Raw genomic sequence first — 24,438 nt, 5'->3', positions numbered from 1 at the left:
TGTCAGTGGTACTTCCCGTAGCGGTTCTCGAATGCGGGTTTCGTCCCCTCCAAGATGGTCACGACAGCTTCGTTCAGCCCCGTGTTCTCGATGGCTCCCGATTCGTAGCGGATAGTGGAGTCCGATGCGCGGTCGAATCTTGCGTGGATGATTTGTTCGGCGTCGCACACAACCGCCAAATTGGGGTTGTGCGTGACCATGATGATCTGCCGCTGCTTTTTGGCTTCGGAGAGAACGGGAACGAGCAGACGGAACACCGTCTCGTTGTCAAGATTCTCTTCCGGCTGATCAAGAATGATGGGGGTTTTTCCCTTGTCCACCAGCAAGTAGAAGATCAGCAAGAGCGCGCCACGTTGACCAGGGGACAGTTGCTCGATCTGCGTGTCCTGGAAGAGGAGCGAGTAGCGAGGCTCAAGGAAGTTCAAGCCAAAGATGAGGTCATAGACGGCCGCGGCCGGCTGCCCCTTCTTCAGCAAACTGAATATCCCGGCATCCGAGCCGGAGGCCTTCGCCGCTGCCAAAACCTTCTCCTGCAAGGAGGCAATGAAGGCTAGCGCCCCATCCTTGCTGTTCAGGTCATGGCCATCGAACAATCTTCTGATGGTCGCCGGTGCTTCGTCCTGCCCGCGAAAGTCACCTGCGGTCTGCTTGATCAGAGCAAACAACTGGTCGGCGATGGCGTCGGCGGATGCCGCCAGCGTTGCCTGGAACTGCAGCCTGTAGTCCTCGCGTATCAGGACATTTTTCTGAATCAGGTCTTGCACCGGCTTGAACAGTTCCGCACGTGCACGCCGCTGTGCATCGAGGGTATCGAAGATTTCCCCGGACAACTGCAAACGCCTCGCTTCCAAAACCTTGAGCTGCTGCGGAAGCTCCTCGATCTGCTCGATTCTGGTTTCCAAGCCGACCTTGGTCTCAGGGTCGGTGATTGAGCCGATGAGTTCGTCGCGCTTCGTGTTCCATTCCGCAAGCTGGCGCTGGTAGGCCTCATATTGCTGTTGCGGCGCGTTCAACTTTGCGGTGAAACCTTGCTGGGTTGCAGTGGCGGAATTGAGGACTTCCGCCAGTTTTTCAGCCTCGATCTTTATCTCGCCTTGCTTCGTCGCCAACTCGGTCGATTTTTCTTCCAGAACGGCGGTCTTGATGTCGATGGCGGCAAGATCGGACCAAGCGAAGCCAAGAAGATTGAGATCGTCGGAGACGGTTTTTTCGGCTTGATCGAAAGCACGTTGCAGCAATCTCAACTGCTCACGAATATTTCCTATGGCCTTTTGACGTTTGGCCAGTTCAGTGGTCTCGCCAGCGATCTCTTGGCTGCGCTTTCTGGCAGCGTCCACCTGTTGACTTGCTGCCGCCAAGCCTTCAGCCGCTTGTTTCTGCTCGGGGCTCATAGCTTCGGTCGGCACCGCAACCTCCGCAGGCTTCAGCTTGTCGTGTTCCTCGATCTGCTTGCTCTTCAGCAGGAGCAGATCAGTGAGTTTTTTCAGTTCAATGGGTTGAAGCTGCTCCTCGATGCGAACGATGGTTGCGTTGGTCGATGTCAGTTCCTTGCGGTATTCACCCAATCGGTTCCTGAGCGATTGCTCCTGCTGCTCGGTCAACTGATCGAAGTCGAGTGCGCCAAGCCTCATTTCTTCGCTCGCATGGGAGAAGATCACTGACCTCAGCTCTTTCTCAAATGCGTTCGACTTACCCGATACGTGCTCATTGCAAAGCTCTTCGAAATAGCCCTGCGGGATGTAGCGAACAAGCTCGGCCTTCTCCTCTGAAGGTGACTCATTCAACGGCCTGGACTCGGTGCTTTCGTCTCGCCAGGTTAGCGTTCCGGTGAAGTGGCGAGCGGGCTCGCCGGTCTTGCCCCAAAAGCGATCCCTCTTCAAGAAGCTGAAGTGCTTGGACTGCTTGGAGTTGCCGAGCGTCGCGATGACATCCGCCAATGCACTCTTGCCACTTCCCTTGTTCCCAATAACGGCGACAAGATCGGGGTTCAGCAGGATGTCACAGCCATGCAGCCACCGCCCAACGCCAGCCTTGTCCCCTGTTTTGGTGATCTCGATCGACTCGATGTAGAAGGTCTTGTTGGACTCGACTTCTTGAACCTTGGGCGGCTTGTCACCAATGAAGGAGCGTTTCGCTGGCTCAAGAATGGCTTGCTTGAGGCCGTGGAACGTCGGGTCGGCTTTGATCCACGTCCTTTTCCCGGAGGGGAAGTCGCCATAGCCCCGCTTGTTGTTGTCGCCAGGTGTTCCAACGAAGCAGTGGGCGTCGCTTCCTGAGACTGCCAAGCGCGGAATATTATTCAGACCTGCTTGAAAATTCTTGAACCACTTGGCGTTGCCGGCTGTCTGCTCGCCAACAAATGCGCCACGCAGGTCGGTGTCTCGTGTCTCGAAGATCGGAGAAGTTTGAAAGAGGTTCATGGCATAGGCGTAGTGCTCTTGCCACCCAACCTCGGCCAGTCCGTCATTCGTATCAAACGGCATAAGGCCAATCGCGTGCTCGTTCGGGACCTTCCGAATCGCTTCCCTGTATGAGTCAGCGTTGATCTCCGCAATCACCGCCCCAGCAAGCAGAGCCTTCTCGTCGGAAGCATCTACATCGGCCTTTTTGAAGCCGTGATGCTTCAACTTGTCCTCGCCGACCTTCCTGGCAAGCTCTCTCAACGCAGGCTCGGAAAGTGGCCTGTCCACTAACTCAATGCGCAAGGCAGATATGAAATCCCTGAGCACCTGTTCATCGACCTCGTTCGAGAACAGTACGTGTGCATTCAGTCGCCCCTTCATTGGCGCGGCAAGCCGAAGTTCGATCCCTGGAAGGACGGTTTTTTTCAGGACGGGGGCGTCCTCGTCCTTGAGGCGCTTTCGTAGTGCAAGCCAGCCGTCAAAGGTCCAGTAATCCATGATCGCGAACACAGCCGGTTCTGCCTTGTTCATGGCTTCGATCATTTCATCGACCAGCTTCTTGCTCTTTGCAGAAGAGAGATCGACATCGAACCTATCTCCCGACCAATGAAACGATGCTGGTGTATGGACATGCAGATCCCACTGCCGCCAAATTGCACCCCGAGAAATATCTCTTTTTGTAATCATGTCAGCCCCCACTCGATAGTGAACAGCGTGCGCTCTTCCACCCGTTGATGGAGCTGCACCTCCAACTGACTGATCAAGTCGTTGCGCTGCGCTTCGACCTCATCCTGCCGATTGAACAGTTCCCGCCGCAGCTTGCTGCGCTTGCCTTCCAGTTCGCGCTGCTTCTTCTGCCATGACAGTTTTTCTTCCAGCGTGGGCGAGGTGGCTGCCGTGCGGCGAACTTCCTTGATCTCGCGGTCGATCTCCTTGATTTCTTGCTCAAGGCCGAGTTTCAGGTCATCGGCCCAGGCGTCCAACTTCTGCACTTCCTGCTCGAAGTAGCCAAGGTTGCGTTGGTTGATGTCGCGCAGCAGCTCCGTCTTGCGGGTTGCCACGTTGGCTACCAGCGTGGCGTCGCCTGCGTTATTGAACAGGCTCGCTGCCTGCGTGGTCGCGGGCAGGCGCAGCAGCTTCTCCGGGTCTTCTTCGTCCAGCGACACGCCGTCAGTAGTGGTGGCTGCAACCAAGAGATGCTGCTCCTGATTGCCCAGGGCTTCGACGACAAGCAGCTTGAGCGTGAGCCAACCAGCCTTGCCGCGATACGGCTCCAGGGTGCTGACCTTGCTGCCATAGCCTTCATAATCGAACACCAGCTTGGCCCCATCGAGCGTGCGGGTCTTGGCCTGCTGCGCGATCCACAGCGCCAGCGGATGATTGATGCGGTACAGGTGCGCGTCACCGGAGCGGCGTGGCAGTTCGTAGCGCCCCAGTTCGATGCCTTCAATGCTGCTGCCTTCGATGCCATCCGGCGCGCGCCACAGGTGAAAGCCGTCGTCATCGAAGCTGGCGCAATCGCCCAACTCTGCCCGACTCAAGTCCATCAGCATCCGCTCGAAGCGGCTGCGGGCGCTGCGGCTGTCCTCGGCGCGGACGCGGAGTTTGTCCTGCACTTCCTCATCGAAGTTCTCCAGCAAAATCTGTCGGGTCTTGACCATCGCTTCGCTGATCTCGCCGGAGAGGTCGAGTTGGAGCTGTTCGAAGCTGGCCTTGATTTCGCTCGGGTTGCGGCAGTTCTGATAGATGTCAGCGATGCGGCGTTCAAAGTCCACGCCGGAGCCAATCGTGCCCAGCACTTCATCGCTGGCCCCGAACACGCCGTCGAACAGTTGGAATTTCTGCTCCAGCAGTTCGTACACGCGGGCGTCGGCCTCGTTGCTGCGATCCACGAAGTTGACCACTACCACGTCGTGCTTCTGCCCATAGCGGTGGCAGCGCCCAATGCGCTGCTCAATGCGCTGCGGGTTCCACGGCAGGTCGTAGTTGATGACCAGTGAGCAGAACTGCAGGTTGATGCCTTCCGCGCCCGCTTCGGTGGCAATCATCACCGTGCCGCGTTCCTTGAAGTGCTCGACCAGTGCGGCGCGCGTGTCGGCGGTCTTGGAGCCGGTGATGTGGTCAGTGCCTTCGTGGCGTTTGAGCCAGTCCTTGTAGATGGCCTGCGCGCGGGCGTCGCTGTTGGTGCCGTTGAAGAGGACGATGCCGTCGCCGTAGGACGTGTCCGCCAGCAGGCTCAGTAGGTAATCCTGCGTGCGCCTGGATTCGGTGAAGATGATGGCCTTCTTGGCCGCGCCCAGCCGATTCAGTTCGGCGAATGCTTTGTCCAAGGCCGTGAGTAGCGCCTTGCCTTTGGCGTTGTCGCGGATACTGGTGGCCAGCGTTTTGAAGTGGCGCAGCTCGTCGATCTCGTTGGAGATGGCGGTGCGCTCCTCTTGGCTAGGCCCGGCCGCATCCGCTGCCGGGTCGTCCTCGCCGTCGGCGAAATCCTCTGCGCCGCTTTCGTCAGCAACCTCATCGAGCGACTCGTAGTCCTCGTCCAGCTCGTCCGTCAGATCGACCACCGGCGATGCATCGAGCACGCCTTGCAGGCGCTTGGCCATCGTTTCCAGCGCGCCCGCAATGGCGTGCGTGCTGGACGCGAGCAGCTTCCACAAGACGAGGGAGATCAGTTGCCGCTGGCTTTGCGGCAGCGCTTGCAGGTTGGGGCGGCGCAGGTAGTCGGCGACGAGGCGGGACAGTTCCTGCTCCTCGTTTGACGGGGTGAATTCCTGCACGATGGCCTTGCGCGCCGTGTAGGAGACGTAAGGCTGCACCTGCTTGCGCAGGGTGCGTTTGCAGACGGTGGCCAGCCGTTCGCGCAATGCTCCGAAGGCTTGATCGCGCCCGCTGGAGGTGAATTGCGCGCGGAAGCTGTCAAGGTCGCCGAATACACGATCATCGATAATGCTGACGAGACCATAGAGTTCCACCAGCGAGTTCTGCAAGGGTGTGGCCGTGAGCAGCACCTTGGAATGGACGTGCGCCATTGCGTCCTTGAGCGTCTTGGCGATGACGTTGCTGGTCTTGTAGACGTTGCGCAGGCGATGGGCCTCGTCCAAGACGACCAAGTCCCACTCGATTTCCTTGATATCTTTGGCCTTGGCCTTGGCGAACTGATAGGAGCAGATGATCGGGCCGGATTCCGACAGAAAGGGGGCCTGCTGCCCCTGTTTGCGGGCCGCGTTGTAACTCTTGGCTTCGAGGATTAGCCCCTGCAGACTGAACTTGTCCTGCAGTTCCTGATGCCACTGCTTGCGCAGGTTGGCCGGGACGATGATGAGCACCTTGCGCCGTCTCTCCGCCCAGCGCTGTGAAATCACCAAGCCTGCCTCGATGGTTTTGCCAAGACCCACTTCGTCGGCCAGTATGACGCCACGCGAAAGCGGGTTGCGGCAGGCAAAAAGGGCGGCGTCAACCTGATGCGGGTTGAGATCGACCTGCGAATCGACCAGTGTCGAGGCCAGCGATTCAACGGTGTCGCCCGCCGCGCGACGGGTGAGCAGCCACGCGACGTACTGGCTTTGATACGGCGTCAAAGGTTGCTGCGTCGTCAACGGTGATTCTCCCCTTGTCCTGTCCCGGACTTGATGTGGTGGCAAGTGTGGCAAAAACTCACTCAAGCCCCCGGCTTCTGCTTGTTGGTGCTTTCGGCAATCCAGCGCTCAAGATCAGAACGACAGAAGCGCCAGGTTCCCCCCAGCTTGAACGCGGGAATCTCTCCCTTTTGAGCCAGGCGATAGACCGTCCTTTTTCCTGCTTTGAGGTAAACCGCCACCTCTTCAAGTGTGAGGATTTCGTTTTCGGCATCAGTCATCTGCAAACCTTCTCGGTTGGTCTTTCATAGCCTTAGTTTGCCAAGTCTGCTCAATTCTACTAACGAACACTTGTTGCAGGCCACTATTCAGTTGGCGAGTTTCGAAGCTCTCGATAACCCGGTTACCGCGCAGTTCCTATTGTTTGCAGCATGAAGTCGCCCTGATCTCCACGATCAAGCCATTGCTGATCACACAGGAATGGCGCGATGTTGGCTCCGGTCTGGCAGCGCGCCGCGCATCGCGGCGTGCCCATTTTTCTCGTGACGGCCCTGCTGCTGGGTCAGTCCCCGATGGCGTTGGCCGAGTCCCCCGCACAGCGCCAGGAGCTGGTCGCCGCGCTGCGCCAGCTCGATGCGCTGGAGCGCACCGTAGCCGACAGCGCCGCGCGTGCCCCCATCCAGCCGGGCGAGCGCTACCACTTCGATTACCCGCGGCTGCTGGCTGACCTGGCGCGCGTGCGCGCCGGCATCCAGGCCCATCTCACACCGTCGCGTGCCCAGCCGCGCGACCCCTCCGAACTGGCCGGCGACTACCGCACCGAGCGGGCCGCCTCGCCATCGCCGACGACTACGGAAGCCAAGCAATGAACGGCGCCCAGGTCTCGGCATTTCAAGCCAACAGCGGCATCGCACCTTCGGCGATGGCGACCGTCCTGGTCGGCGTCGTGTTCGCGGTCCTGCTCGTGTGGGGCGTCTGGGCCATCCGAACGGCCTACGTGGGGTGGTCCGAGAGCCGCCTCAACCAACGCCAGTTCCTCGGAGTCTGCATCCGCTTCGTCGCGATGTACCTCGTCCTGAGCTTCTTCCTCCTCTCCTGACCTGAAAGGCACGACCATGCAAAACCGCATCCTCCATTCCCGTCTTGCCCAGCGCGCCGCTGTGGCACTGGGCGCCGCCGCGCTGCCCGCGCTGTCGTTTGCGCAAGGCTTGCCGCAGTTGGAGAACCCGACCCGCGGCACCGGCAACGGCATCATGGAAACGATCAGGAACTACGGCTACGACATCATCATGCTCGTGGCGCTCCTGGTCGTGGCGTCGATGTTTATCGGCGTCTGCTACCACGCCTACGGGACCTACGCGGAAATCCACACCGGCCGCAAGACCTGGGGCCAGTTCGGCCTCACCGTCGCGATCGGTGCCGTGCTGCTCGTGATCGGCATCTGGTTGCTCACCGAAGCCACCGGCATCCTGTAAGGCGAGGCCGGTATGTCCGAGCAGCAGCACGTCCGTGCGGACGGGACGGTCACGTTCCTTCCGCACCGGCTCAACCGCCATCCCGTTGTTGTGCGCGGCCTGACCGCCGACGAGCTGTGGATCTGCTGCGGCCTGTCCGGCGCCGCCGGCCTGCTGGTCGGCGCGCCGCTGTCCTGGGCGTTCCGCACGATCGCCATCGCGCCGACGTTCGTCGTCCTGGGTGTGGCCCTGGGCGTCTTCATCGGCGGCGGCATCCTGCGCCGGCTCAAGCGCGGGCGTCCCGACACCTGGCTGTACCGGCAACTGCAATGGCGCATCGCCACGCGCCATCCGCTGATGGCGGGCTGGGTGAGCGGCCACGTGCTGATCTCGCGCTCCGGCTTCTGGACCACCCGAAGGTCTGCCTCAAGGGGGACACGATGAGCCGCTTCAAGAACGAGATCACCCACCTGCAGGCGCACATCAAGACGCTTCGCCTGGGTGCTGGCGCGCTTGTCATCGTCGCCCTAGTCATGGGCGGTGGATGGTGGAGCGCGCCGCGCGACCTGACCATCCACGTCCCGCCCGACCTGCGCTCCGGCAGTACCCGCAAGTGGTGGGAAGTGCCGCCCGAATCGGTCTATGCGTTCACGTTCTACGTGTTCCAGACCCTCAATCGCTGGCCGACGAACGGCGAAGAGGACTACCCGCGCAACCTCCATACGCTCTCGCCGTATCTCACCCCGTCCTGCCAGGCCTTCCTGCGCGCGGACTACGACTACCGCCGCAGCACGGGCGAACTGCGCCAGCGCGTGCGCGGGATTTATGAAATCCCCGGCCGCGGCTACGGCGACGACCCCACGGCGCGCGTGCGCGTGGTCTCTGACCGCGACTGGGTGGTGACGCTCGACATCACCGCCGACGAGTACTACGGCGCCGAGCAGGTCAAGCGCGCGCTCGTGCGCTACCCGGTGAAGGTCACGCGGGTGGACGTCGATCCCGCCCGCAACCCGTTCGGCCTGGCGCTGGACTGCTACGACGGTGCGCCCCAGCGCATCAGCGCCCCGGAGCCGACGCGCCCGGCGCCTGGCGGCCTGTCTCCGCAAGCGCCCCAAGGAGGAAACACCCCATGAAGCATCCTGTACTCGTGCTGCTGGGGCTGCTGGCCGCGGCCGCGGCACCCGTCTCCCATGCTGTGGAGATTCTGCGCTGGGAGCGCATGCCGCTGGCGGTGCCGCTGAAGGTCGGCCAGGAGCGCATCGTGTTCATCGACCGGAACGTCCGCGTGGGCGTGCCTGCGGGCGTGGGCGAACGCCTGCGCGTGCAGAGCGCGGGTGGCGCGGTGTACCTGCGGGCCAGCGAGCCGATCGAGCCCACACGGCTGCAATTGCAGGACGCCGACACGGGCGCGCTGATCCTGCTCGACATCGCGGCCGAGCCGCCCAAGGACGGCGAAGCCGAGCTGGAGCCGGTGCGCATCGTCGAGGGCAGCAGCACCCTGACGCGCTATGGCGATCAGGCAGGCGGTGCCGATGAGGCCCCGGCGCGCGCCCAGGGCCAGGCAGTCGCTCGGGCTGCGCGGCGCGAGACGCCGATTCCGGTCGTCCTGACGCGCTTCGCTGCGCAGAACCTCTACGCGCCCCTGCGCACCGTGGAGCCGCTGCCCGGCGTCATGCGGGTGAACCTGCGCCGCGACCTCGACCTCGGCACGCTGATCCCGACGCTGCCGGTGCGCGCGGTCGCGCTCGCGTCGTGGCGTCTGGAAGACCAGTGGGTCACCGCCGTGCGTCTGATCAACAGCAGCAGCGGCTGGGTCACGCTCGACCCGCGCGTTCTGCAAGGCGATTTCCTCACCGCCACCTTCCAGCACGAAGCGCTCGGCCCCCGCGGGACGCCCGAGGACACGACCGTCCTGTACCTGGTGACGCGCGGGCGCGGCCTGGCGCAGTCAGTGCTGCCGGCGATCCACCGCTTCGACCCGGCTGCGCACCTGCCACAGCCGGAAGCTGAAGCCGGCGACGGCAAGGAGACCCGCCATGCGCAGTAACGGCTTGCTCAAGTGGCTGATGATCCCGGTCGCCTTGCTGGTGCTGTTCGTTGCCATCCGGCTGTTCTCCGGCGGAAGCACGTCGGCACCGCCCGCCGCGGATGCCGGCTCCAAGCTCACGCCGGAGGAAATGAAGGCGTTGGGCATCGAAGGCGATACCCCCCGCGATACCGTGGCAACGCTCGTCGCCCAGGTGAAGCAGTTGCGCACCGAGCTTCAGACCGCGCTGACCGACAACAAGTCGCAGCGCGAGGAAAACCAGCGGCTGCGCCAGCGCGAGAATTCCATCGATCAGCGCATCAATTCGGCCCTCGAATCCGAGCGCTCCAACCTGCGCCGCGACCAGGAACAGGCGGCCAGTGCGCGCCAGCAGACCGAAGGGCTGCTCGCCGACCTGCAGCGGCGTCTGGACAGCATCGGTGGGCGCGGCGGCGGCCATGCCGATCTGCCCGTGGGCCTGGGGCTGCGCGATGGCGACGAGGCCGGCATGGAAGGCGGCATGCGCTGGGTCGAACCGGATGATGCGAAGAAGGCCGAGGGCCGCAACAACGGTCGTGGCGCGGGCAGCGGCATGAGCTTCCCGACGAGCTTCGGCCCGGCGCAAAGCACGCTGGAAACCACCGCGGAAACCGTGGCGAACGCCGGCGCACGTACGGCAGGCGTCAAGAGCGCCAAGCCGGTCTATACCGTGCCGACCAACTCGACACTGATGGGGTCGGTCGCGATGACGGCGCTGATCGGCCGCGTGCCGATCGACGGGACGGTGAACGATCCGTACCCCTTCAAGGTGCTGGTCGGGCCGGACAACCTCACGGCCAATGGCATCGACATTCCCGACGTGGCCGGTGCCGTGTTCAGCGGAACCGCCTCGGGCGACTGGACGCTTTCATGCGTGCGCGGTCAGGTGCGGAGCATCACCTTCGTCTTCCACGACGGCACGATCCGCACGATCCCCGAAGACCGCGAAGGCAATCAGCAGAACAACCAGCAGCGCGACGGCCTGGGCTGGATCAGCGACCCGCACGGCATCCCCTGCGTCAGCGGCGAGCGGCGCAGCAACGCCCAGCAGTACCTCGGCTCCCAGGCCCTGATCACCGCGGCCGGCGCCGGCGTGGCCTCGCTCATCGAAAGCGACAGCGGCCGCATGTCCTACGTCGGCCCGGACGGCGCCATCGGCACCGTGGGCATCAGCGGCCAGGAAGCAGTCGGCCAGATCCTCGCGGGCGGCGTGCGGGACATGTCGGCCTGGGTCAACAAGCTCTATGGCCAGGCCTTCGCCGCCGTGTATGTGCAGCCTGGCGCCAAGGTCGCCGTCCACCTCGAAAAGCCGCTCGCCATCGATCACGACCCCGAAGGCAGGCGCGTCGATCACCGTGCAGGAGAAAGCCATGCGCTCGAACTCGATTAAGGGCCTCGCGCTGGCCCTCGCCGTCGTCGTGCTCGGCGGCTGCGCCACCAGCAAGGAAGAGCTGCTGACCCATAGCGACCGCACCATGATGGACGTCTGGCAGCAGGAAACGGGTGGCGGCGGCAGTGGCACCGGCCAGGTCGCCCGCCGGCAGTTGCTCGACGCGCGCCAGAGCCTGCGCCGGCCGCTGACCGACGCCAATGTGCAGGCCGCGCCCGCCGAGCAGATGCGCTACACGCGCACGGCGCAGAGCGAGGTCTATCGCCAGTTCCAGCGCCTGCCCAATCCCGATCTCGTCATGTACGTGTACCCGCACCTGGCGGGCACGGACCCCGTGCCGGTTCCGGGCTACACGACGGTCTTCCCGCTGTACCAGCGCGTGCAGTACGCCATGCCCGGTGAACGGCTGGAGGACTATTGATGCGCTGGAAACTTCCCTGGCCGAAGCTGGCCGCATCCGGCACCGGCGACGAAGAGAAGCCGGACGGCTGGCAGCGCCACGTCGAGGCCTTGCGCCAGGCCGGCGTCCCCGAACCCGGTGCAGCGGTCCAGGGCCGCAGGCCGGCGACGGTAGCCGACGAGCAGGCGCTGTACGACGTCGCACCGTCGTTCGCGGAACTGCTGCCTTGGGTGGAGTTCCTGCCGCAGTCGAAGTCCATGCTGCTGGAGGATGGGCAGTCGGTCGCTGCCTTCTACGAGCTGGTGCCGCTGGGCACCGAGGGCCGGGAACCCGGCTGGCTCGCGCATGCCCGCGACGCCTTGGAGAACGCGCTCCAGGACTCATTCGATGAGCTGGACGAAAACCCCTGGGTGCTCCAGCTCTACGCCCAGGACGAGCCCAGCTTCGACCAGTACATGCAGACCCTGCGCGACTACGTGCAGCCGCGCGCCCGCGATACCGCGTTCACCGAGTTCTACCTGCGCTTCTTCGGCCACCACCTGCGCGCGGTCGCCAAGCCGGGCGGCCTGTTCGAGGACACGGTGGTCACGCGGCTGCGCTGGCGCGGCCAGACGCGGCGGGTGCGCATGGTGATCTATCGCCGTGCCACCGGGCAGGCAAGCCGCCGCGGCCAGACGCCCGAGCAGATGCTGAACATCGTTTGCGACCGCCTGTGCGGCGGCCTGGCGAACGCCGGCATCCAGGCACGGCGCATGGTCGCAGCCGACGTCCACGACTGGCTGCTGCGCTGGTTCAATCCGCGCCCCGCGATGCTCGGGCCGAGTGCAGAGGACCGGGAGCGCTTCTACGCGCTGGCGCGCTACCCCGACGAGGCCGAGGACGGCGAAATCGAGCTGGCGAGCGGGCGGGATTTCAGCCAACGCCTGTTCTTCGGCCAGCCGCGCTCCGACGTGGCGCACGGCACCTGGTACTTCGACGGCATGCCGCACCGGGTTCTGATCACCGACCGTTTGCGCATGCCGCCTGGCACCGGACACCTGACCGGTGAGACCCGCAAAGGCGATGCCATCAACACGCTGTTCGACCAGATGCCAGAAGACACCTTGATGTGTCTTACCATGGTCGCCACGCCGCAGGATGTGCTGGAAGCGGATCTCAACCACCTGGCGAAGAAGGCCGTGGGCGAGACGCTGGCGTCGGAACAGACGCTCAAGGACGTGCAGGAAGCTCGCTCGCTGATCGGCAGCGCGCACAAGCTCTACCGCGGGACGCTGGCGTTCTACTTGCGGGGGCGTGACGAAGCCGAGCTAGACCGGCGCGGCCTGGACCTGGCGAACGTGATGCTCAACGCCGGCTTGCAGCCGGTGCGCGAGGACGACGAGGTGGCGCCGCTCAACAGCTACCTGCGCTGGCTGCCGTGCTGCTACAACCCCGGCCAGGACCGGCGCAAGTGGTACACCCAACTGATGTTTGCCCAGCACGCGGCGAACCTGGCGCCGGTGTGGGGCCGTGCCCAGGGCACGGGGCACCCCGGCATCACGATGTTCAATCGCGGTGGCGGGCCGATCACCTTCGACCCGCTCAACCGCCTGGACCGGCAGATGAACGCCCATCTGTTCCTGTTCGGCCCTACCGGCTCGGGCAAGTCAGCGACCCTCAACAACCTCTTGAACCAGGTCACGGCCATCTACCGGCCGCGGCTGTTCATCGTGGAGGCCGGGAACTCCTTCGGCCTGTTCGCAGACTTCGCCCGGCGCCTGGGCCTGACCGTGAACCGCGTCAAGCTGGCTCCTGGCTCGGGCATCAGCCTCGCGCCATTCGCCGATGCGCGCCGGCTGATCGAAACGCCGAGCGACGTGCAGACCCTCGATGCCGATGCGCTGGACGAGGACCTGCCGCCGGATGCTTCGGCCATGGAGGCGGACGAGCAGCGCGACGTGCTCGGCGAACTGGAGATCACGGCACGGCTGATGATCACCGGAGGCGAGGACAAGGAAGAAGCCCGGATGACGCGCGCAGACCGCTCGCTGATCCGCCAGTGCATCCTCGACGCCGCCGAGCACTGCGTGGCCGAGAAGCGCACGGTGCTCACGCGCGACGTGCGCAACGCGCTGCGCGCTCGGGGCCAGGACCCGACGCTACCCGAGATGCGCCGCGTACGGCTGATGGAGATGGCGGACGCGATGGACATGTTCTGCCAAGGCACCGACGGCGAGATGTTCGACCGCGATGGCTCTCCGTGGCCCGAGGCAGACATCACCCTGGTCGATCTGGCGACCTACGCGCGGGAGGGCTACAACGCGCAGCTCTCCATCGCATACATCAGCCTGATCAGCACGGTGAACAACATCGCCGAACGAGACCAGTACCTGGGCCGGCCTATCGTCAACGTCACAGACGAAGGACACATCATCACCAAAAATCCATTGCTTGCGCCCTACGTGGTCAAGATCACAAAAATGTGGCGCAAGCTCGGGGCCTGGTACTGGCTGGCTACACAAAATATCGACGATCTGCCGCGCGCTGCAGAGCCCATGCTCAACATGATCGAGTGGTGGATCTGTCTCAGCATGCCCCCCGATGAGGTCGAGAAGATCGCGCGGTTCCGCGAACTTTCGCCCGCGCAGAAGGCGCTGATGCTGTCGGCACGCAAAGAAGCGGGGAAATTCACCGAGGGCGTCATCCTCTCCAAGAGCATGGAAGTGCTGTTCCGCGCCGTGCCGCCGAGCCTGTACCTCGCGCTCGCGCAGACCGAACCCGAAGAGAAGGCCGAGCGATACCAGCTCATGCAGCAGTACGGCTGCACCGAACTCGAAGCCGCCTTCCGGGTCGCCGAGAGGATCGACCAAGCGCGCGGCATCGAGTCGCCGGCCTTGGAACTGTCGTAAGCCGGAGAGTGCCATGGAGCAGAAACGTCCTTCCATCCCGATGCAGGTCCAAGCGTTCCGTCGCCGCCACGTGCGGCCCCGCTGGCCTTGGGCCTTGGCCGCTGCACTGGTCGCGCTGCTGCTGATCTGGGGCGTGTCCCGGTCGCCCGACGAATCCTCGCCGCAGCCGTCCACGCCGGTCAGCACGGCCCAGGTCGCCGGGCCGCCCTGGCAGATGGGCAACGCCGAAGGCCGCTTCACGCTGACGCTTTATGCCGACCTGGAATGTCCGTTCTGCCGGGAGTACTTCCCGCAGCTCAAGCGCTGGGTCGGCAACAACACCGACGTGGCACTGCAATGGCACCACCAGCCGCTGGCCGCGCACGAGCCCGCCGCGTCGGCCGAGGCGCGCCTGGTCGAGTGCGCCGCCGAAGCGGGCGGACATGCCGCGTTCTGGCAAGCCGTCGAGTGGGTCTATGCCCACACGCGCAGCGATGGCCAGGGCCTGCCCGATGGCCTGCGCTACCCCGAATCGACGCCGGCCGTCGAGCAGTGCCTGGCGAGCGAGCGGGCCGATGCGCTCATCCGCGCCCAGGCCGCGGAAGCCACCAAGAGCGGCGTGAACGCCACGCCGTCGCTGCGGCTGCTCGATCGCCAGACGGGTCAGGCCATCCTGCTGCAGGGGCCGATCGAGGGCGATGCCTTGCTCTCGGCCATGGACATGCTGGCAGCCGAGGACCCGACCAGTGACGTGGCGGCCTCGCCCGCCACCCCCACATCCGAAATGCCTGCCGACGCTGTCGGCGACATGCCCAGGTAGCCCTCGGTCTTGGAGGCTACGGCGCGGCTTGCCACGCTGACCGCGACCCGTTCGCTTCGCATCCTGGCTGCGGACAATCACCGCTGCGCGGTGGTGGATGCACCTTGTTCCGCTATTTCCATCCCCAGGAGGGCTTGCCCTCCCAGGGGGGGCGCCCTCCGTTCACATTCTGGAGGTTTGCCCATGTCTCTCGTCGCCAATGACTCCTGCGTGGAGCCACGTTTTGCACCAGCGTCCCAATCCGATGACTGGATCATCCGGCAAGCCATCGCGCTGCTGGAGCAGCGTGTCTTCAAGAAGGGGCCATCCCTCGAACGGCCCGCCGCCGTCAAGGACTACTTGAACCTGAAGCTGGCAGCCGAGCCCAACGAAGTCTTCGCCATCGTGTTCCTCAACAGCATGCACGAAGTGCTGGCCTACGAACCGATGTTCAAGGGCACGGTCCATTCGACCACGGTGCATGCGCGCCCGATCCTGCAGCGCGCCTTGGAACTGAACGCCGCCGCGGTCATTCTTTCGCACCAACACCCTTCGGGCTGCACGGAGCCGTCAAGCGCGGACCGCGCGTTGACCCAAACGCTGAGGGCTGCGTTGTCGCTGATCGACGTGAGGGTGCTGGATCACCTCATCGTCGGCCAAGGCACGCCGTACTCGTTCGCGGAATCCGGCCTGCTGTAGCAACGGCATCGGCTCCTTGATCCACGCGGAGGCTTCGGCCTCCGCTTTTTCATGGGCGCGAGACAAGCAGGTATGCGGGCGGTGCGCGATGCGCATTGTTTGTTGGGGCCGCATCGGCTTCGCGTTTGACTACTGCTCTGATCAACTTCAAGGGCGCGCGACATGCCAGCATCTCTTTCCAGGTTCGCGTCAGGCTGGCGAACTCTCGGCCTGGCCGTTGCGCTGCCGGCCGCGCTGGCCGTTTTCAGCCCGGCCGCCTTCGCCGCAGACGTGGTGGTCGTCACCGACAGCCGCCACCCGTTCAAGACCATGGGTGGCGAGCGGCTGATCGAGCTGGACGAGCCCCACCGGATTGAAGCGGAGCTTTCAGCGGAGCTGCCCAACGACCCCGAGCAGGCGACGGCCATCGTCAAGCGCCGGCTGTCCAGCGGCGGCACCGACCTCCAGCGCCGCCTCGCTTCCGCGTACCAGGGCGTCACAGACGCTTGGAGCCTGGGCATCACCAGCCTCCCGGCCGTCGTGGTGGACCAGCGCTACGTGGTCTATGGCGAGCCGGACGTGGCCCGCGCCGTCGCGCGCATCGAACAGCACCGGAGGCCTCAGCCATGATCCGAGCATTCGACCTGATGCGCCGCCTGCGCGCTGGCGTGGCGTCCGTGCTGCTGCTCAGTGCCACCGGCAGCTACGCCCTCAACACCGCCACCATCGTCGGCTCGGTGGCGTCGCCCGACTGCCTCGAATACCGCGTCGTCGGCATCTGCTACTGGCTCTACTGCACCTGGACCGGCTGCACGGTGCGCACATCCATCAAGGTGCGCCACTACATCCCCGATGCGGTGGTGTCGTCGTACTCGAACACCGGCGAAAACCCCTGGGTCGAAGTCCGGGCGATGAGCACGCCCAACCCGTCTGCCCAGGCGGGCGGCGACGGGACGACGAACGAGGACCACGAAAACAACCTCGCCAAGTTCAAGAACGCCGACGTGATCGGCCACCCTGGTGTCGAGGTGTTCAACCAGTTTGTCTCATCGTCGGGCTACTTCTGCGAGGGCGCGGGTACGGCGTTCATGCCGTACTTGCTCAGCACCTTGGACACGCTGGCCTGGCGCTACAACGTGCCCGAGATGGCCTACCCGGAAGCGCTGATTCCGGGGCTGCGCGAGGTCGGCGCACGTACCACGATGAACCTCTGGGGCAATGTGTATCCGCGTGGCGGCTTCCTGCACCAGACCGACGACCACAAGGCCGGTGCAGTCGTCGCCCAGCGTGCGGGTGATGTCGTCACGCGCCGCGGGCAGATCCACGTCTATCAGCCGCTGCTCGCCAACTCGCGGCCCGGCTACTGGCCGGCCGGCGCGCTGATGGAAGGCGATGCCTCGACAGGCAAGTGGCAGGAACTCACGCCCGTCCTGTCTTCCTCCTGCACGGTCTTCCCACGCAGCGGCTTCCTGACACAGGCCCAACAAGGCGACTACGCCTGGGCGTTGTGGCGGCCCTATGCGTGCTGCGAACGCCGCGGCCAGGTGTTCCTCGGCAGCGTCGATTTCTATTGAGGGTACGGCAATGAAACGTCCAGAACTGATGAACCTCCCCGCCCAAGCTCGTCGTCTGCTGCGTCCGACAGCGCTGGCCGGGGCGCTCACCTTGGGCTGCGGCCTCGCATGGGCGCAGGCTGGATTCCAGACCAGCGGCCCCATCCTCGGCGACGAGGTGATGTATTCGATCGGCGGCGGCAGCGCGGTGTCGATGGGGCGTGCGGCCGGCATGCGCTCGATCGGTGTCGGCGTTGGCTGGAACAGCAACCTGATCTGCGGCGACATGAGCATCCAGACGACGTTGCGCAACCAGCTCAACGGCATCACCAACGGCTTTCAGCAGATCATGAGCAACGTGATCCAGAGCGCCACAAGCGCCGTGGCGTCGCTTCCCGCACTGATCATCCAGCGGGCCGATCCCGGCCTCTACAACCTGCTCACCAATGGCGTGCTGCAGGCACGGCTGGACTTCGACCGCTCCAAGCTGGCGTGCCGCGCCATGGCCGAGAAGATGGCCGACATGGCAGGTGGCCAGTTGGGCTGGAGCCAGATGGCTGAGGGCATGGCGCTGCGCGACGCGGTGTCGAGCACTGACGCCGTGTCGGCGATCGAACAGGCCGAGACGCGGCGCGGCAACGACGGCGTGCCCTGGGTGGGCGGCAGCAATGCCGGCGGCGCGGGCCAGCGTGCGATCCGGGTGGTCGGTGACGTGACCCGCGCCGGCTACAACCTTGTCAACGGCCGCGGCGTGACGGACACGTCGTCCATCGCGCCAGCCAGTTGCGCAAGCCTGTCCTGCCAGACCTGGACGTCGCCCCAGCAAGCGGTTGAATGGGCGACGCGGGTGCTCGGGGAACAGGAGCAGCGCACCTGCGATTCCTGCACAAAGACCGAGACGGTGCCCGGGGTCGGGCTGACGCCGCTGATCCAGGAGGAATACGAGACGAAGCTGGAAGCCCTTCAGGAGCTGATCTCGGGGACGCGCAACACCACGTTCGAGAACCTGCGCGCGGCCGGCAGCGCGTCGCTGCCCATCACGCGCGGCGTCATCGAGGCGCTGCGCGACGAACCGGATCAGGACCTGCTGGCACGCCGCCTGGCGTCGGAGGTCGCACTGTCGTCCGTCTTGGAGAAGGCATTGCTGCTCCAGCGGACCCTGTTGACCGGGAAGAAGGAACCCAACGTGGCGGCGAACCAGTTGGCGGTCGATGCGGTGAACCACGAGAGCGACACGCTCGACCAGGAGATCCGCAACCTCAAGACCGAACTGGAGTTGCGGCGCGAGTTGGCGAACAACTCGCCGATGGCCATCATCCAGCGCCACGGCACGCGTGCGGCGGGCTCGCGCGGCATCTACGAGGGCGATCCGGTTCCCGACCGCCTCGACCGGCTCCAGAGGGGCAATCCGGGAGGCAACCCATGACCCCGGTGAGTTCCAGTTGGCTGCGGCCGCGCTGGCTGTTCAGCCGGCGCGCGGCGAAGACGCTGCTGTGGACGGCGGTACTCGTTGCCGCTGCCGTGGGCGCCAACATCGTCGGCATCTATCTCGTCGGCAGCGTGGCCGGCTGGGAGCAGTGGCTGGCGGCCGCGTCGGGCTACTTCCTGGTATGGCGGCTGTGCTTGTACGGCGCGACGGCCTGCGGATGGATGTGGATGCGCCGCCGGCTCCTGGCGCGCGAGGGCGACGACGCCCAGGCACGGCGCCGTCTGGTGCGCAGCGAGATCGCCGGCGGCGTCGCCATCGTGGCGCTGGAAATCAGCCTGCTGATGCAGGGCTGAGGGGAGATTGGTGCCATGACGCTTTTTACGACCGACTACCTGGAGTACTACCTGACCCTCGTGTCCTGGATCGTCAACAACGGCATCTGGGCGGTGCTGGTGTCCAGCGGGGTATTCGCGCTGCCTTTCGTCGCCATCATCGTGCAGGAGTGGCTGAAGGCCCGTGCGGAAGGTGCCGACGAAGGCAACAAGGGCTTGCTCTCGGCCGTCCGCATCGAGAACCGGGTCTTCGTCGCCATCGTGGTGGTGATGTTCGCGGGCATTCCGTTCATCGACGTGGACCTCAACACCATCCAGTACGACAGCTCGCGCTCGGCCCAGTGCCAGGTCAGCGTGCCACAGCCCACGGATACCGGCTGGTCACAGTCCTTCAGCACCATCAACAACCAGTCCGCGAAGGTGCCGGTCTGGTGGGCCTTCATGCACGCGCTCTCGCGCGCTGTCACGAGCGCCTCGGTGGCGGCGATCCCATGTGGTACGGACCTGCGGCAAATGCGCATGGAGATCGACGCGACCCGCATTGACGACCCGGTGCTGGCCCAGGAAGTGGCGGACTTCTCGCGGGATTGCTATGGGCCTGCGCGGGCCAAACTGTTCATGCAGCGCCCTCAGCTCGATGAGCAGCAGATGCACGACGTGACCTGGATCGGATCGAGGTTCTTCACCGACACCAACGGCTACTACGACACGTACCGTTCCAGCACGCCGCGCGACGACTGGCCCTACGACAGCAACCGCGATGCCGGGCTTGCGCAGGTGGCCAGCGGCGGCGGCTATCCGAACTGTAGGCAGTGGTGGGCCGATGGCAGCAACGGCCTGCGGGCACGCCTGCTGGGACAGGTGGACCCGAGCCTGCTGAATCGCCTGGCGGGCTGGGCCGGGTTCCTGAGCCGGGCCGAGGTGGACGACTCGGTGATCCGCGCCATCGCCTCCCCGCGGCAGCAGAAGTTGAACCAGGGCAGCGTCTATACGGACTACGGCGGCCAGATCGACAAGACCCTGCCGAACATCGTGACGCGCGCCACGGGCGACGTCGGCATGGCAGTCGGCGCGATTGCCGCGTTTCCTGCCATGGACGTCGTGAGACAGGCTCTGCCCATGGTCCTCGCCTTGCTCAAGATGGCGCTGGTCATCTGCATCCCGCTCGTGCTGGTCATCGGCACCTATGACCTGAAAACGGTCGTCACCGTCAGCGTCGTGCAGTTCGCGCTGTTCTTCGTGGACTTCTGGTTCCAGCTCGCCCGCTGGATCGACAGCACCATCCTCGATGCGCTTTACGGCTGGGGCTTCGGGTGGAATCGGCCGCACACCAACTTCGACCCGCTGGTGGGATTGAACAATGCCTTTGGCGACATGCTTCTGATGTTCGTCATGGGCACCATGTTCATCGTCCTGCCTACGTTCTGGATTGGCGCACTCACCTGGGTCGGTGTACGTGCCGGTGCAATCGCCAACACCTTCGCCACTGCCACAAAGGATGCAGGAAGCGCTGGCGGCAAAGGAGCAGGTGCTGTCTCAGGCGGCAAGCTCAAATGATCGAATGACCTTCGGCGTCAGTCGTCTTGGTACATCTCGTGGGAGGTATCGTTGTACAGGTTGGGATCGTAGCCAGGCGTGGCCCGCAGTTCCTCAATGGTTGGGTACTGCAGTTCAAACCCTTCTTCATCGGGATGGTGCTGATTCATAGCCCATCCTGCCACCACCACGCCCAGCAGCACGAGTGCGAACCAGAAAGCAACGTAGAGCAGCACCCCGAGCACAGCCAGCTTGAAGACCCACACAAGTGCGGTAGCACCAGCTCGCGGCACACCCCTGAATACCAGCCAATTCGACGCCCGCCGTTCGCCGCGCGCATAGGCGCGCCATCCGCGGCCAAAGGCGCGGCCGAGGCGTTCTGCGGTGCTGGTGCGGGTCGTCGTGTTCATGGTCGTATCCTGCTGTTAAGGAATGCCTATTCCAGTTTGCTCCACTTCATTCGGTTTGCGGCTTCAATGTGTTTTCTTGCTGCTTCAGGACGCTTCGTCATCCGGCCCCACCGGGCCGGGGTCAGGTTCAACGCCGATGCGGTAGGTGGCAACAAAATGCGGCCAGTCCACGTGGTCCACCAGGTCGATGTCCTCGATGACGCCAACCTTCGCTCCCGCACGCTCGAACAGGGCGATGCTCTTAGCGGGATAGTTGTTGCGCGACGGATAGAGCACCCCGTCGAACAGCGCCTGGCCGTCATCTGCGAGCATCGCATGCACCTGGGCGGACACCTGCTGCGTGTGCGTGTAGTCGCGGCTGGCCAACTGCTCTAGGTTCAGGCCGAAGTAGCCCGCCATGACGCCCGGCGTCGTGATATCGGCCAGAAGCACGTCGTCCATCACGCCTACTGCGCGCACCATCCGGGCTTGGACTTCTTTCAGCGCGATCGAGCGTTGCGTGTCCGCAAGCCACTGGTGCTTGTGAAACACCGACTCCATCAGCGCCGTGGGCAGGTCGCGCCCCAGGTAGAGCACGCCGTAGGCCCCCGCCGGGTCATCGTAGCGATTCGTGCTGCTGCGGCCATAGTACAGCGGGCTGCCCCGATAGACGACGCGGCTCACATGCTGGAGCAGTTCACCGTCATCGATCAGGAACGAAGGCAGCTCGTGGCTCATGGCGATCTCGCTTCAATGCACCTGGACGCCCAGCACGTTGAACACGGCCTCGGCCACGTCATCGATCGTGCCATGCGTCACCGCATCCACCGGCGAGCGACCGCCCAAGCCTTCGAGCGGCTCGGACAGCGCGCTGTAGATCGTCCAGTGGTCGATGCCCTCGACCTCCTGGAGCACGGTTTGGGTCAACTGCTGCTTCACCGGGTCGAGCTGCCAGTCGGGCAGCTTCTGGCCGCGCGGCCCCACGTTCAGCGCCAGTAGCCGACGGGCGAGGATGTCCTTGTAGATTTGCTGGCGCGACTTGTCCGCCAGCTTGGCGAACTCGGCAGGCGGCAGGTTGTCCGGCTGATTGAAGGCTTCCAGCAGCACGGCGCGGCCTCTCTGGACGTCGGTTTCAGTCGGTGCCCAGCGCGTGTCGGAGCGCAACGCGGCCGCCTTGCGCTGCAAGGCCTGCGCCACCGTTTCACCTTCCAGGTTAGCGGGCAGCGTCACAGCCTCCACGCGCTCGTGGATGAACGCCTGCAACTCGGCCGCGAAAGCCGGGGCATCCCGGATTTCGACGGTATCGGCGAAGCGTCGCACATCCTCCACCGTGACGCGCGGCAGCCGGTCGGCAATGAATTCGATCGCAGTGGGCATGGTCAACTCCCAGGTAGGTTTGAGACAAGACTCACTCTAGTCGCCTTTGTCGCCTTTGTCAACTTGATCGCCTGAGTGGGAGCCCACCTGGCGGTGTAGCGTCCCGGCAGCATAGGCCGGGGCCAGCGCCAATTCGCCGTCCAATCCATTCGTGCGGGTTCCGCATTGACGCTGGAGCCGCAACTCAGGCCCAGCTATACCGAAACGGTGAAAGGCCAAAGGGTCGAAACGGCAAGGGAATGGGATGCAAGGGGAAAGGCCCTATCCCGAAAAGGCAAAAAGGCCTCCCGCCCGGCCCGCTATCAGGACATCGACATGCTCTCCCTGTTCCAGCGAAAACGGCCCCCGGTCGCTGCCGCGCCGTCGCCAGCACCCGCCACCGACCTCCCGAAAGGGTTGATGCGGCCGGAGTCGGCCGCATCGTTGCTCGCCACCCCGCGCCGGCAGAAGCTGCTGGAACACATCTGGCAGCGCACCTCGCTTTCGCGCAAGCAGTTCGCCTCCCTGTACCGCGCGCCGCTGGAGCGCTACGCCGAGCTGGTCCAGGCCTTCCCGGCTTCCGAAGCGCATCACCATGCCTACCCGGGCGGCATGCTCGACCATGGCCTCGAAATCGTCGCCTACAGCCTAAAGCTGCGGCAGTCCCATCTGCTGCCCATCGGGGCCAGCCCCGAAGACCAGGCGGCGCAGGCCGAAGCCTGGACTGCGGCCGTCGCCTATGCCGCACTGCTCCATGACATCGGCAAGGTGGCCGTCGATCTGCACGTCGAGCTGGCCGACGGCAGCACCTGGCACCCATGGCACGGCCCGCTGCGCCAACCGTACCGCTTCCGCTACCGCGACGACCGCGAGTACCGGCTTCATAGCGCCGCGACAGGCTTGCTGTACCAGCAATTGCTCAATCGCGATCTGCTGGACTGGCTCAGTGGCTATCCATCCTTGTGGGCGCCGCTGCTCTACGTCTTGGCTGGGCAGTACGAGCACGCCGGGGTTCTGGGCGAGCTTGTCGTGCAGGCCGACCGCGCCTCCGTCGCCCAGGAGCTGGGCGGCGATCCCGCGCGCGCCATGGCCGCGCCCAAGCACTCGCTCCAACGCAAGCTGGTCAACGGGCTGCGCTACCTGCTCAAGGAAGAGCTGAAACTGAACCAGCCGGAGGCCTCCGATGGCTGGCTCACCGAGGACGCGCTGTGGCTGGTGAGCAAGACAGTCTCGGACAAGCTGCGCGCGCACCTGCTGTCCCAGGGGGTCGATGGCATCCCCGCGAACAACACGGCCGTGTTCAACGTGCTACAGGATCATGCCATGTTGCAGCCCACCGCCTCCGGCAAGGCCATCTGGCGCGCAACTATTACCAGTGAGAGTGGCTGGTCCCATGCCTTCACGCTCCTGCGCCTGGCCCCGGCGCTGATCTGGGAGCCCTCGGAGCGACCCAGCCCATTTGCGGGAACCGTGACCGTGGACAACGCCGGCGAGGCCGAGGACGGGCCGCGCCCGTCCGCACCCGACGCTGCATTGCTACCTGGAGCAGCGGTGGCAACGGAGAAGGAGCCCGCAGCAAGCAGCCGTCCAGATCAGTCGGGCGGAAGTCACGCCATACCTCCCAGCACGCAGCGCAATCCGGCCGACCCACTGGAAAGCATGCTGGCGATGTTCGAGACAACGCCTGAGCCGGAGCAGTCCGTCGAAGCCCCGCCAGAGGGTGCCGACGATGCAGCGGTGCCGCTCGACCCTCCCGCATCGGCCCCAGGTCCTTCGGCGCCGACCGCCGCGCCTGCGCCGCACGATTTCGCCTCATTTACCGGGCGGCCATCGGGCGAGCATTTCATGGCCTGGCTGAAACAGGCCGTCCAGACCCGCAAGCTCATCATCAATGACGCCAAGGCCCTGGTACATACCGTGTCCGACACGGTTTACCTGATCAGCCCTGGTGTTTTCCAGCGCTACGCACAAGAGCATCCAACCATTGGGCCGCTTGCGAAGGACGCGGCCCTGCAGGACTGGCAGTGGGTGCAGAAGCGCTTTGAAAAACTCGGACTCCACAGGAAACAGCCATCGGGTCTGAACATCAGGACGTGCGAGGTCATGGGACCGCGCAAAACGCGCCAGGTGCATGGCTATTTGCTCGAAGACCCATCGCACATATTCGATGCCGTTCCACCGAACAATCCTTATCTGTCGCTCAAATAGCCGAC

At 64.5% G+C, this 24,438-nt stretch carries 22 protein-coding genes and 2 pseudogenes; 18 read left to right on the top strand and 6 right to left on the bottom strand.

From position 1 onward, the window contains the following. Positions 1–2: 2 nt before the first annotated feature. The 3 genes from AC3A84_RS04260 to AC3A84_RS04250 form a co-directional block, all read right to left on the bottom strand. Positions 3–3,089: a TrlF family AAA-like ATPase gene (locus AC3A84_RS04260; protein ID WP_033999115.1), complete on the bottom strand. Its 3,087-nt coding sequence runs from the start codon at positions 3,087–3,089 to the stop codon at positions 3–5. Then, the gene (locus AC3A84_RS04255) at positions 3,086–5,998 is read right to left on the bottom strand and encodes an SNF2-related protein (protein WP_033999112.1); all 2,913 of its coding nucleotides are present in this window, start codon (positions 5,996–5,998) and stop codon (positions 3,086–3,088) included. The genes AC3A84_RS04260 and AC3A84_RS04255 overlap by 4 nt, the downstream gene beginning before the upstream one ends. A gap of 62 nt (positions 5,999–6,060) precedes the next feature. Then, entirely contained in the window at positions 6,061–6,258 is a 198-nt protein-coding gene (locus AC3A84_RS04250) for a helix-turn-helix domain-containing protein (RefSeq protein WP_023095491.1), read from the bottom strand. A 207-nt stretch (positions 6,259–6,465) separates the two neighbouring features. Between AC3A84_RS04250 and AC3A84_RS04245 the strand changes: the two genes are divergently transcribed. The 16 genes from AC3A84_RS04245 (at position 6,466) to AC3A84_RS04170 (ending at position 20,501) form a co-directional block, all read left to right on the top strand. Next, positions 6,466–6,846, top strand: a complete 381-nt coding sequence (locus tag AC3A84_RS04245) for an integrative conjugative element protein, RAQPRD family (RefSeq protein ID WP_033999109.1) — start codon at positions 6,466–6,468, stop codon at positions 6,844–6,846. After that, positions 6,843–7,076, top strand: coding sequence for a TIGR03758 family integrating conjugative element protein (locus tag AC3A84_RS04240; protein WP_003050225.1), 234 nt, complete (start codon positions 6,843–6,845; stop codon positions 7,074–7,076). Before AC3A84_RS04245 ends, AC3A84_RS04240 begins: the two co-directional genes overlap by 4 nt. Positions 7,077–7,092: 16 nt before the next feature. Beyond that, positions 7,093–7,452: a TIGR03745 family integrating conjugative element membrane protein gene (locus AC3A84_RS04235; protein WP_023095489.1), complete on the top strand. Its 360-nt coding sequence runs from the start codon at positions 7,093–7,095 to the stop codon at positions 7,450–7,452. Between the two features lie 12 nt (positions 7,453–7,464). Further along, entirely contained in the window at positions 7,465–7,875 is a 411-nt protein-coding gene (locus tag AC3A84_RS04230) for a TIGR03750 family conjugal transfer protein (RefSeq protein WP_023095488.1), read from the top strand. After that, the gene (locus AC3A84_RS04225) at positions 7,872–8,564 is read left to right on the top strand and encodes a PFL_4703 family integrating conjugative element protein (protein ID WP_003821110.1); all 693 of its coding nucleotides are present in this window, start codon (positions 7,872–7,874) and stop codon (positions 8,562–8,564) included. The genes AC3A84_RS04230 and AC3A84_RS04225 overlap by 4 nt, the downstream gene beginning before the upstream one ends. Next, complete coding sequence (locus AC3A84_RS04220) at positions 8,561–9,478, top strand: TIGR03749 family integrating conjugative element protein (protein WP_033999106.1); 918 nt, start codon at positions 8,561–8,563, stop codon at positions 9,476–9,478. The genes AC3A84_RS04225 and AC3A84_RS04220 overlap by 4 nt, the downstream gene beginning before the upstream one ends. After that, on the top strand, positions 9,468–10,886 hold the full coding sequence (locus AC3A84_RS04215) for a TIGR03752 family integrating conjugative element protein (protein ID WP_033999105.1): 1,419 nt from the start codon (positions 9,468–9,470) through the stop codon (positions 10,884–10,886). The genes AC3A84_RS04220 and AC3A84_RS04215 overlap by 11 nt, the downstream gene beginning before the upstream one ends. Next, complete coding sequence (locus AC3A84_RS04210; protein WP_033999104.1) at positions 10,867–11,307, top strand: TIGR03751 family conjugal transfer lipoprotein; 441 nt, start codon at positions 10,867–10,869, stop codon at positions 11,305–11,307. The genes AC3A84_RS04215 and AC3A84_RS04210 overlap by 20 nt, the downstream gene beginning before the upstream one ends. Then, positions 11,307–14,174, top strand: a complete 2,868-nt coding sequence (locus tag AC3A84_RS04205; RefSeq protein ID WP_056930805.1) for a conjugative transfer ATPase — start codon at positions 11,307–11,309, stop codon at positions 14,172–14,174. Before AC3A84_RS04210 ends, AC3A84_RS04205 begins: the two co-directional genes overlap by 1 nt. A 13-nt stretch (positions 14,175–14,187) precedes the next feature. Then, complete coding sequence (locus AC3A84_RS04200; protein WP_056930806.1) at positions 14,188–14,973, top strand: DsbA family protein; 786 nt, start codon at positions 14,188–14,190, stop codon at positions 14,971–14,973. A gap of 183 nt (positions 14,974–15,156) precedes the next feature. Continuing rightward, positions 15,157–15,651 carry a JAB domain-containing protein gene (locus AC3A84_RS04195; RefSeq protein WP_056930807.1) on the top strand — a complete coding sequence of 165 codons (495 nt, stop codon included), beginning with the start codon at positions 15,157–15,159 and terminating at the stop codon, positions 15,649–15,651. A 162-nt stretch (positions 15,652–15,813) separates the two neighbouring features. After that, entirely contained in the window at positions 15,814–16,260 is a 447-nt protein-coding gene (locus tag AC3A84_RS04190) for a TIGR03757 family integrating conjugative element protein (RefSeq protein WP_056930808.1), read from the top strand. Then, the gene (locus AC3A84_RS04185; RefSeq protein ID WP_056930809.1) at positions 16,257–17,204 is read left to right on the top strand and encodes a TIGR03756 family integrating conjugative element protein; all 948 of its coding nucleotides are present in this window, start codon (positions 16,257–16,259) and stop codon (positions 17,202–17,204) included. The genes AC3A84_RS04190 and AC3A84_RS04185 overlap by 4 nt, the downstream gene beginning before the upstream one ends. Before the next feature lie 10 nt (positions 17,205–17,214). After that, the gene (locus tag AC3A84_RS04180; RefSeq protein WP_056930810.1) at positions 17,215–18,609 is read left to right on the top strand and encodes an integrating conjugative element protein; all 1,395 of its coding nucleotides are present in this window, start codon (positions 17,215–17,217) and stop codon (positions 18,607–18,609) included. After that, positions 18,606–18,965 (top strand): hypothetical protein, encoded by a 360-nt coding sequence (locus AC3A84_RS04175; RefSeq protein WP_056930811.1) that lies wholly within the window; start codon positions 18,606–18,608, stop codon positions 18,963–18,965. The genes AC3A84_RS04180 and AC3A84_RS04175 overlap by 4 nt, the downstream gene beginning before the upstream one ends. A gap of 15 nt (positions 18,966–18,980) precedes the next feature. Continuing rightward, positions 18,981–20,501: a conjugal transfer protein TraG N-terminal domain-containing protein gene (locus AC3A84_RS04170; protein WP_047219618.1), complete on the top strand. Its 1,521-nt coding sequence runs from the start codon at positions 18,981–18,983 to the stop codon at positions 20,499–20,501. A gap of 17 nt (positions 20,502–20,518) precedes the next feature. Here the strand turns inward: AC3A84_RS04170 and AC3A84_RS04165 are convergent, their stop codons facing one another. The 3 genes from AC3A84_RS04165 to AC3A84_RS04155 form a co-directional block, all read right to left on the bottom strand. After that, positions 20,519–20,890 (bottom strand): DUF3742 family protein, encoded by a 372-nt coding sequence (locus tag AC3A84_RS04165; protein WP_058130706.1) that lies wholly within the window; start codon positions 20,888–20,890, stop codon positions 20,519–20,521. 84 nt (positions 20,891–20,974) lie between these two features. Next, complete coding sequence (locus AC3A84_RS04160) at positions 20,975–21,607, bottom strand: RES family NAD+ phosphorylase (protein WP_058130708.1); 633 nt, start codon at positions 21,605–21,607, stop codon at positions 20,975–20,977. Between the two features lie 12 nt (positions 21,608–21,619). Continuing rightward, positions 21,620–22,246 carry a hypothetical protein gene (locus AC3A84_RS04155; RefSeq protein ID WP_047219624.1) on the bottom strand — a complete coding sequence of 209 codons (627 nt, stop codon included), beginning with the start codon at positions 22,244–22,246 and terminating at the stop codon, positions 21,620–21,622. A 315-nt stretch (positions 22,247–22,561) separates the two neighbouring features. Here AC3A84_RS04155 and mobH point away from each other — a divergent pair. Then, positions 22,562–23,707: pseudogene (gene mobH, locus AC3A84_RS04150) on the top strand (MobH family relaxase); the annotation flags it as partial. Positions 23,708–24,049: 342 nt separating this feature from the next. Continuing rightward, positions 24,050–24,433, top strand: a pseudogene (locus tag AC3A84_RS04145) (conjugal transfer nickase/helicase domain-containing protein); the annotation flags it as partial. Between the last annotated feature and the right edge of the window lie 5 nt (positions 24,434–24,438).

Source organism: Paracidovorax sp. (assembly GCF_057642795.1).
This window is presented reverse-complemented; position numbering and strand designations above follow the sequence as displayed.

Bases quoted from the DNA above. Each gene is read 5' to 3' on its own strand.
- AC3A84_RS04260 (WP_033999115.1), bottom strand. From the start codon at position 3,089: ATGATTACAAAAAGAGATATTTCTCGGGGTGCAATTTGGCGGCAGTGG.
- AC3A84_RS04250 (WP_023095491.1), bottom strand. From the start codon at position 6,258: ATGACTGATGCCGAAAACGAAATCCTCACACTTGAAGAGGTGGCGGTT.
- AC3A84_RS04245 (WP_033999109.1), top strand. From the start codon at position 6,466: ATGTTGGCTCCGGTCTGGCAGCGCGCCGCGCATCGCGGCGTGCCCATT.
- AC3A84_RS04240 (WP_003050225.1), top strand. From the start codon at position 6,843: ATGAACGGCGCCCAGGTCTCGGCATTTCAAGCCAACAGCGGCATCGCA.
- AC3A84_RS04235 (WP_023095489.1), top strand. From the start codon at position 7,093: ATGCAAAACCGCATCCTCCATTCCCGTCTTGCCCAGCGCGCCGCTGTG.
- AC3A84_RS04230 (WP_023095488.1), top strand. From the start codon at position 7,465: ATGTCCGAGCAGCAGCACGTCCGTGCGGACGGGACGGTCACGTTCCTT.
- AC3A84_RS04225 (WP_003821110.1), top strand. From the start codon at position 7,872: ATGAGCCGCTTCAAGAACGAGATCACCCACCTGCAGGCGCACATCAAG.
- AC3A84_RS04220 (WP_033999106.1), top strand. From the start codon at position 8,561: ATGAAGCATCCTGTACTCGTGCTGCTGGGGCTGCTGGCCGCGGCCGCG.
- AC3A84_RS04215 (WP_033999105.1), top strand. From the start codon at position 9,468: ATGCGCAGTAACGGCTTGCTCAAGTGGCTGATGATCCCGGTCGCCTTG.
- AC3A84_RS04210 (WP_033999104.1), top strand. From the start codon at position 10,867: ATGCGCTCGAACTCGATTAAGGGCCTCGCGCTGGCCCTCGCCGTCGTC.
- AC3A84_RS04205 (WP_056930805.1), top strand. From the start codon at position 11,307: ATGCGCTGGAAACTTCCCTGGCCGAAGCTGGCCGCATCCGGCACCGGC.
- AC3A84_RS04200 (WP_056930806.1), top strand. From the start codon at position 14,188: ATGGAGCAGAAACGTCCTTCCATCCCGATGCAGGTCCAAGCGTTCCGT.
- AC3A84_RS04195 (WP_056930807.1), top strand. From the start codon at position 15,157: ATGTCTCTCGTCGCCAATGACTCCTGCGTGGAGCCACGTTTTGCACCA.
- AC3A84_RS04190 (WP_056930808.1), top strand. From the start codon at position 15,814: ATGCCAGCATCTCTTTCCAGGTTCGCGTCAGGCTGGCGAACTCTCGGC.
- AC3A84_RS04185 (WP_056930809.1), top strand. From the start codon at position 16,257: ATGATCCGAGCATTCGACCTGATGCGCCGCCTGCGCGCTGGCGTGGCG.
- AC3A84_RS04180 (WP_056930810.1), top strand. From the start codon at position 17,215: ATGAAACGTCCAGAACTGATGAACCTCCCCGCCCAAGCTCGTCGTCTG.
- AC3A84_RS04175 (WP_056930811.1), top strand. From the start codon at position 18,606: ATGACCCCGGTGAGTTCCAGTTGGCTGCGGCCGCGCTGGCTGTTCAGC.
- AC3A84_RS04170 (WP_047219618.1), top strand. From the start codon at position 18,981: ATGACGCTTTTTACGACCGACTACCTGGAGTACTACCTGACCCTCGTG.
- AC3A84_RS04165 (WP_058130706.1), bottom strand. From the start codon at position 20,890: ATGAACACGACGACCCGCACCAGCACCGCAGAACGCCTCGGCCGCGCC.
- AC3A84_RS04160 (WP_058130708.1), bottom strand. From the start codon at position 21,607: ATGAGCCACGAGCTGCCTTCGTTCCTGATCGATGACGGTGAACTGCTC.
- AC3A84_RS04155 (WP_047219624.1), bottom strand. From the start codon at position 22,246: ATGCCCACTGCGATCGAATTCATTGCCGACCGGCTGCCGCGCGTCACG.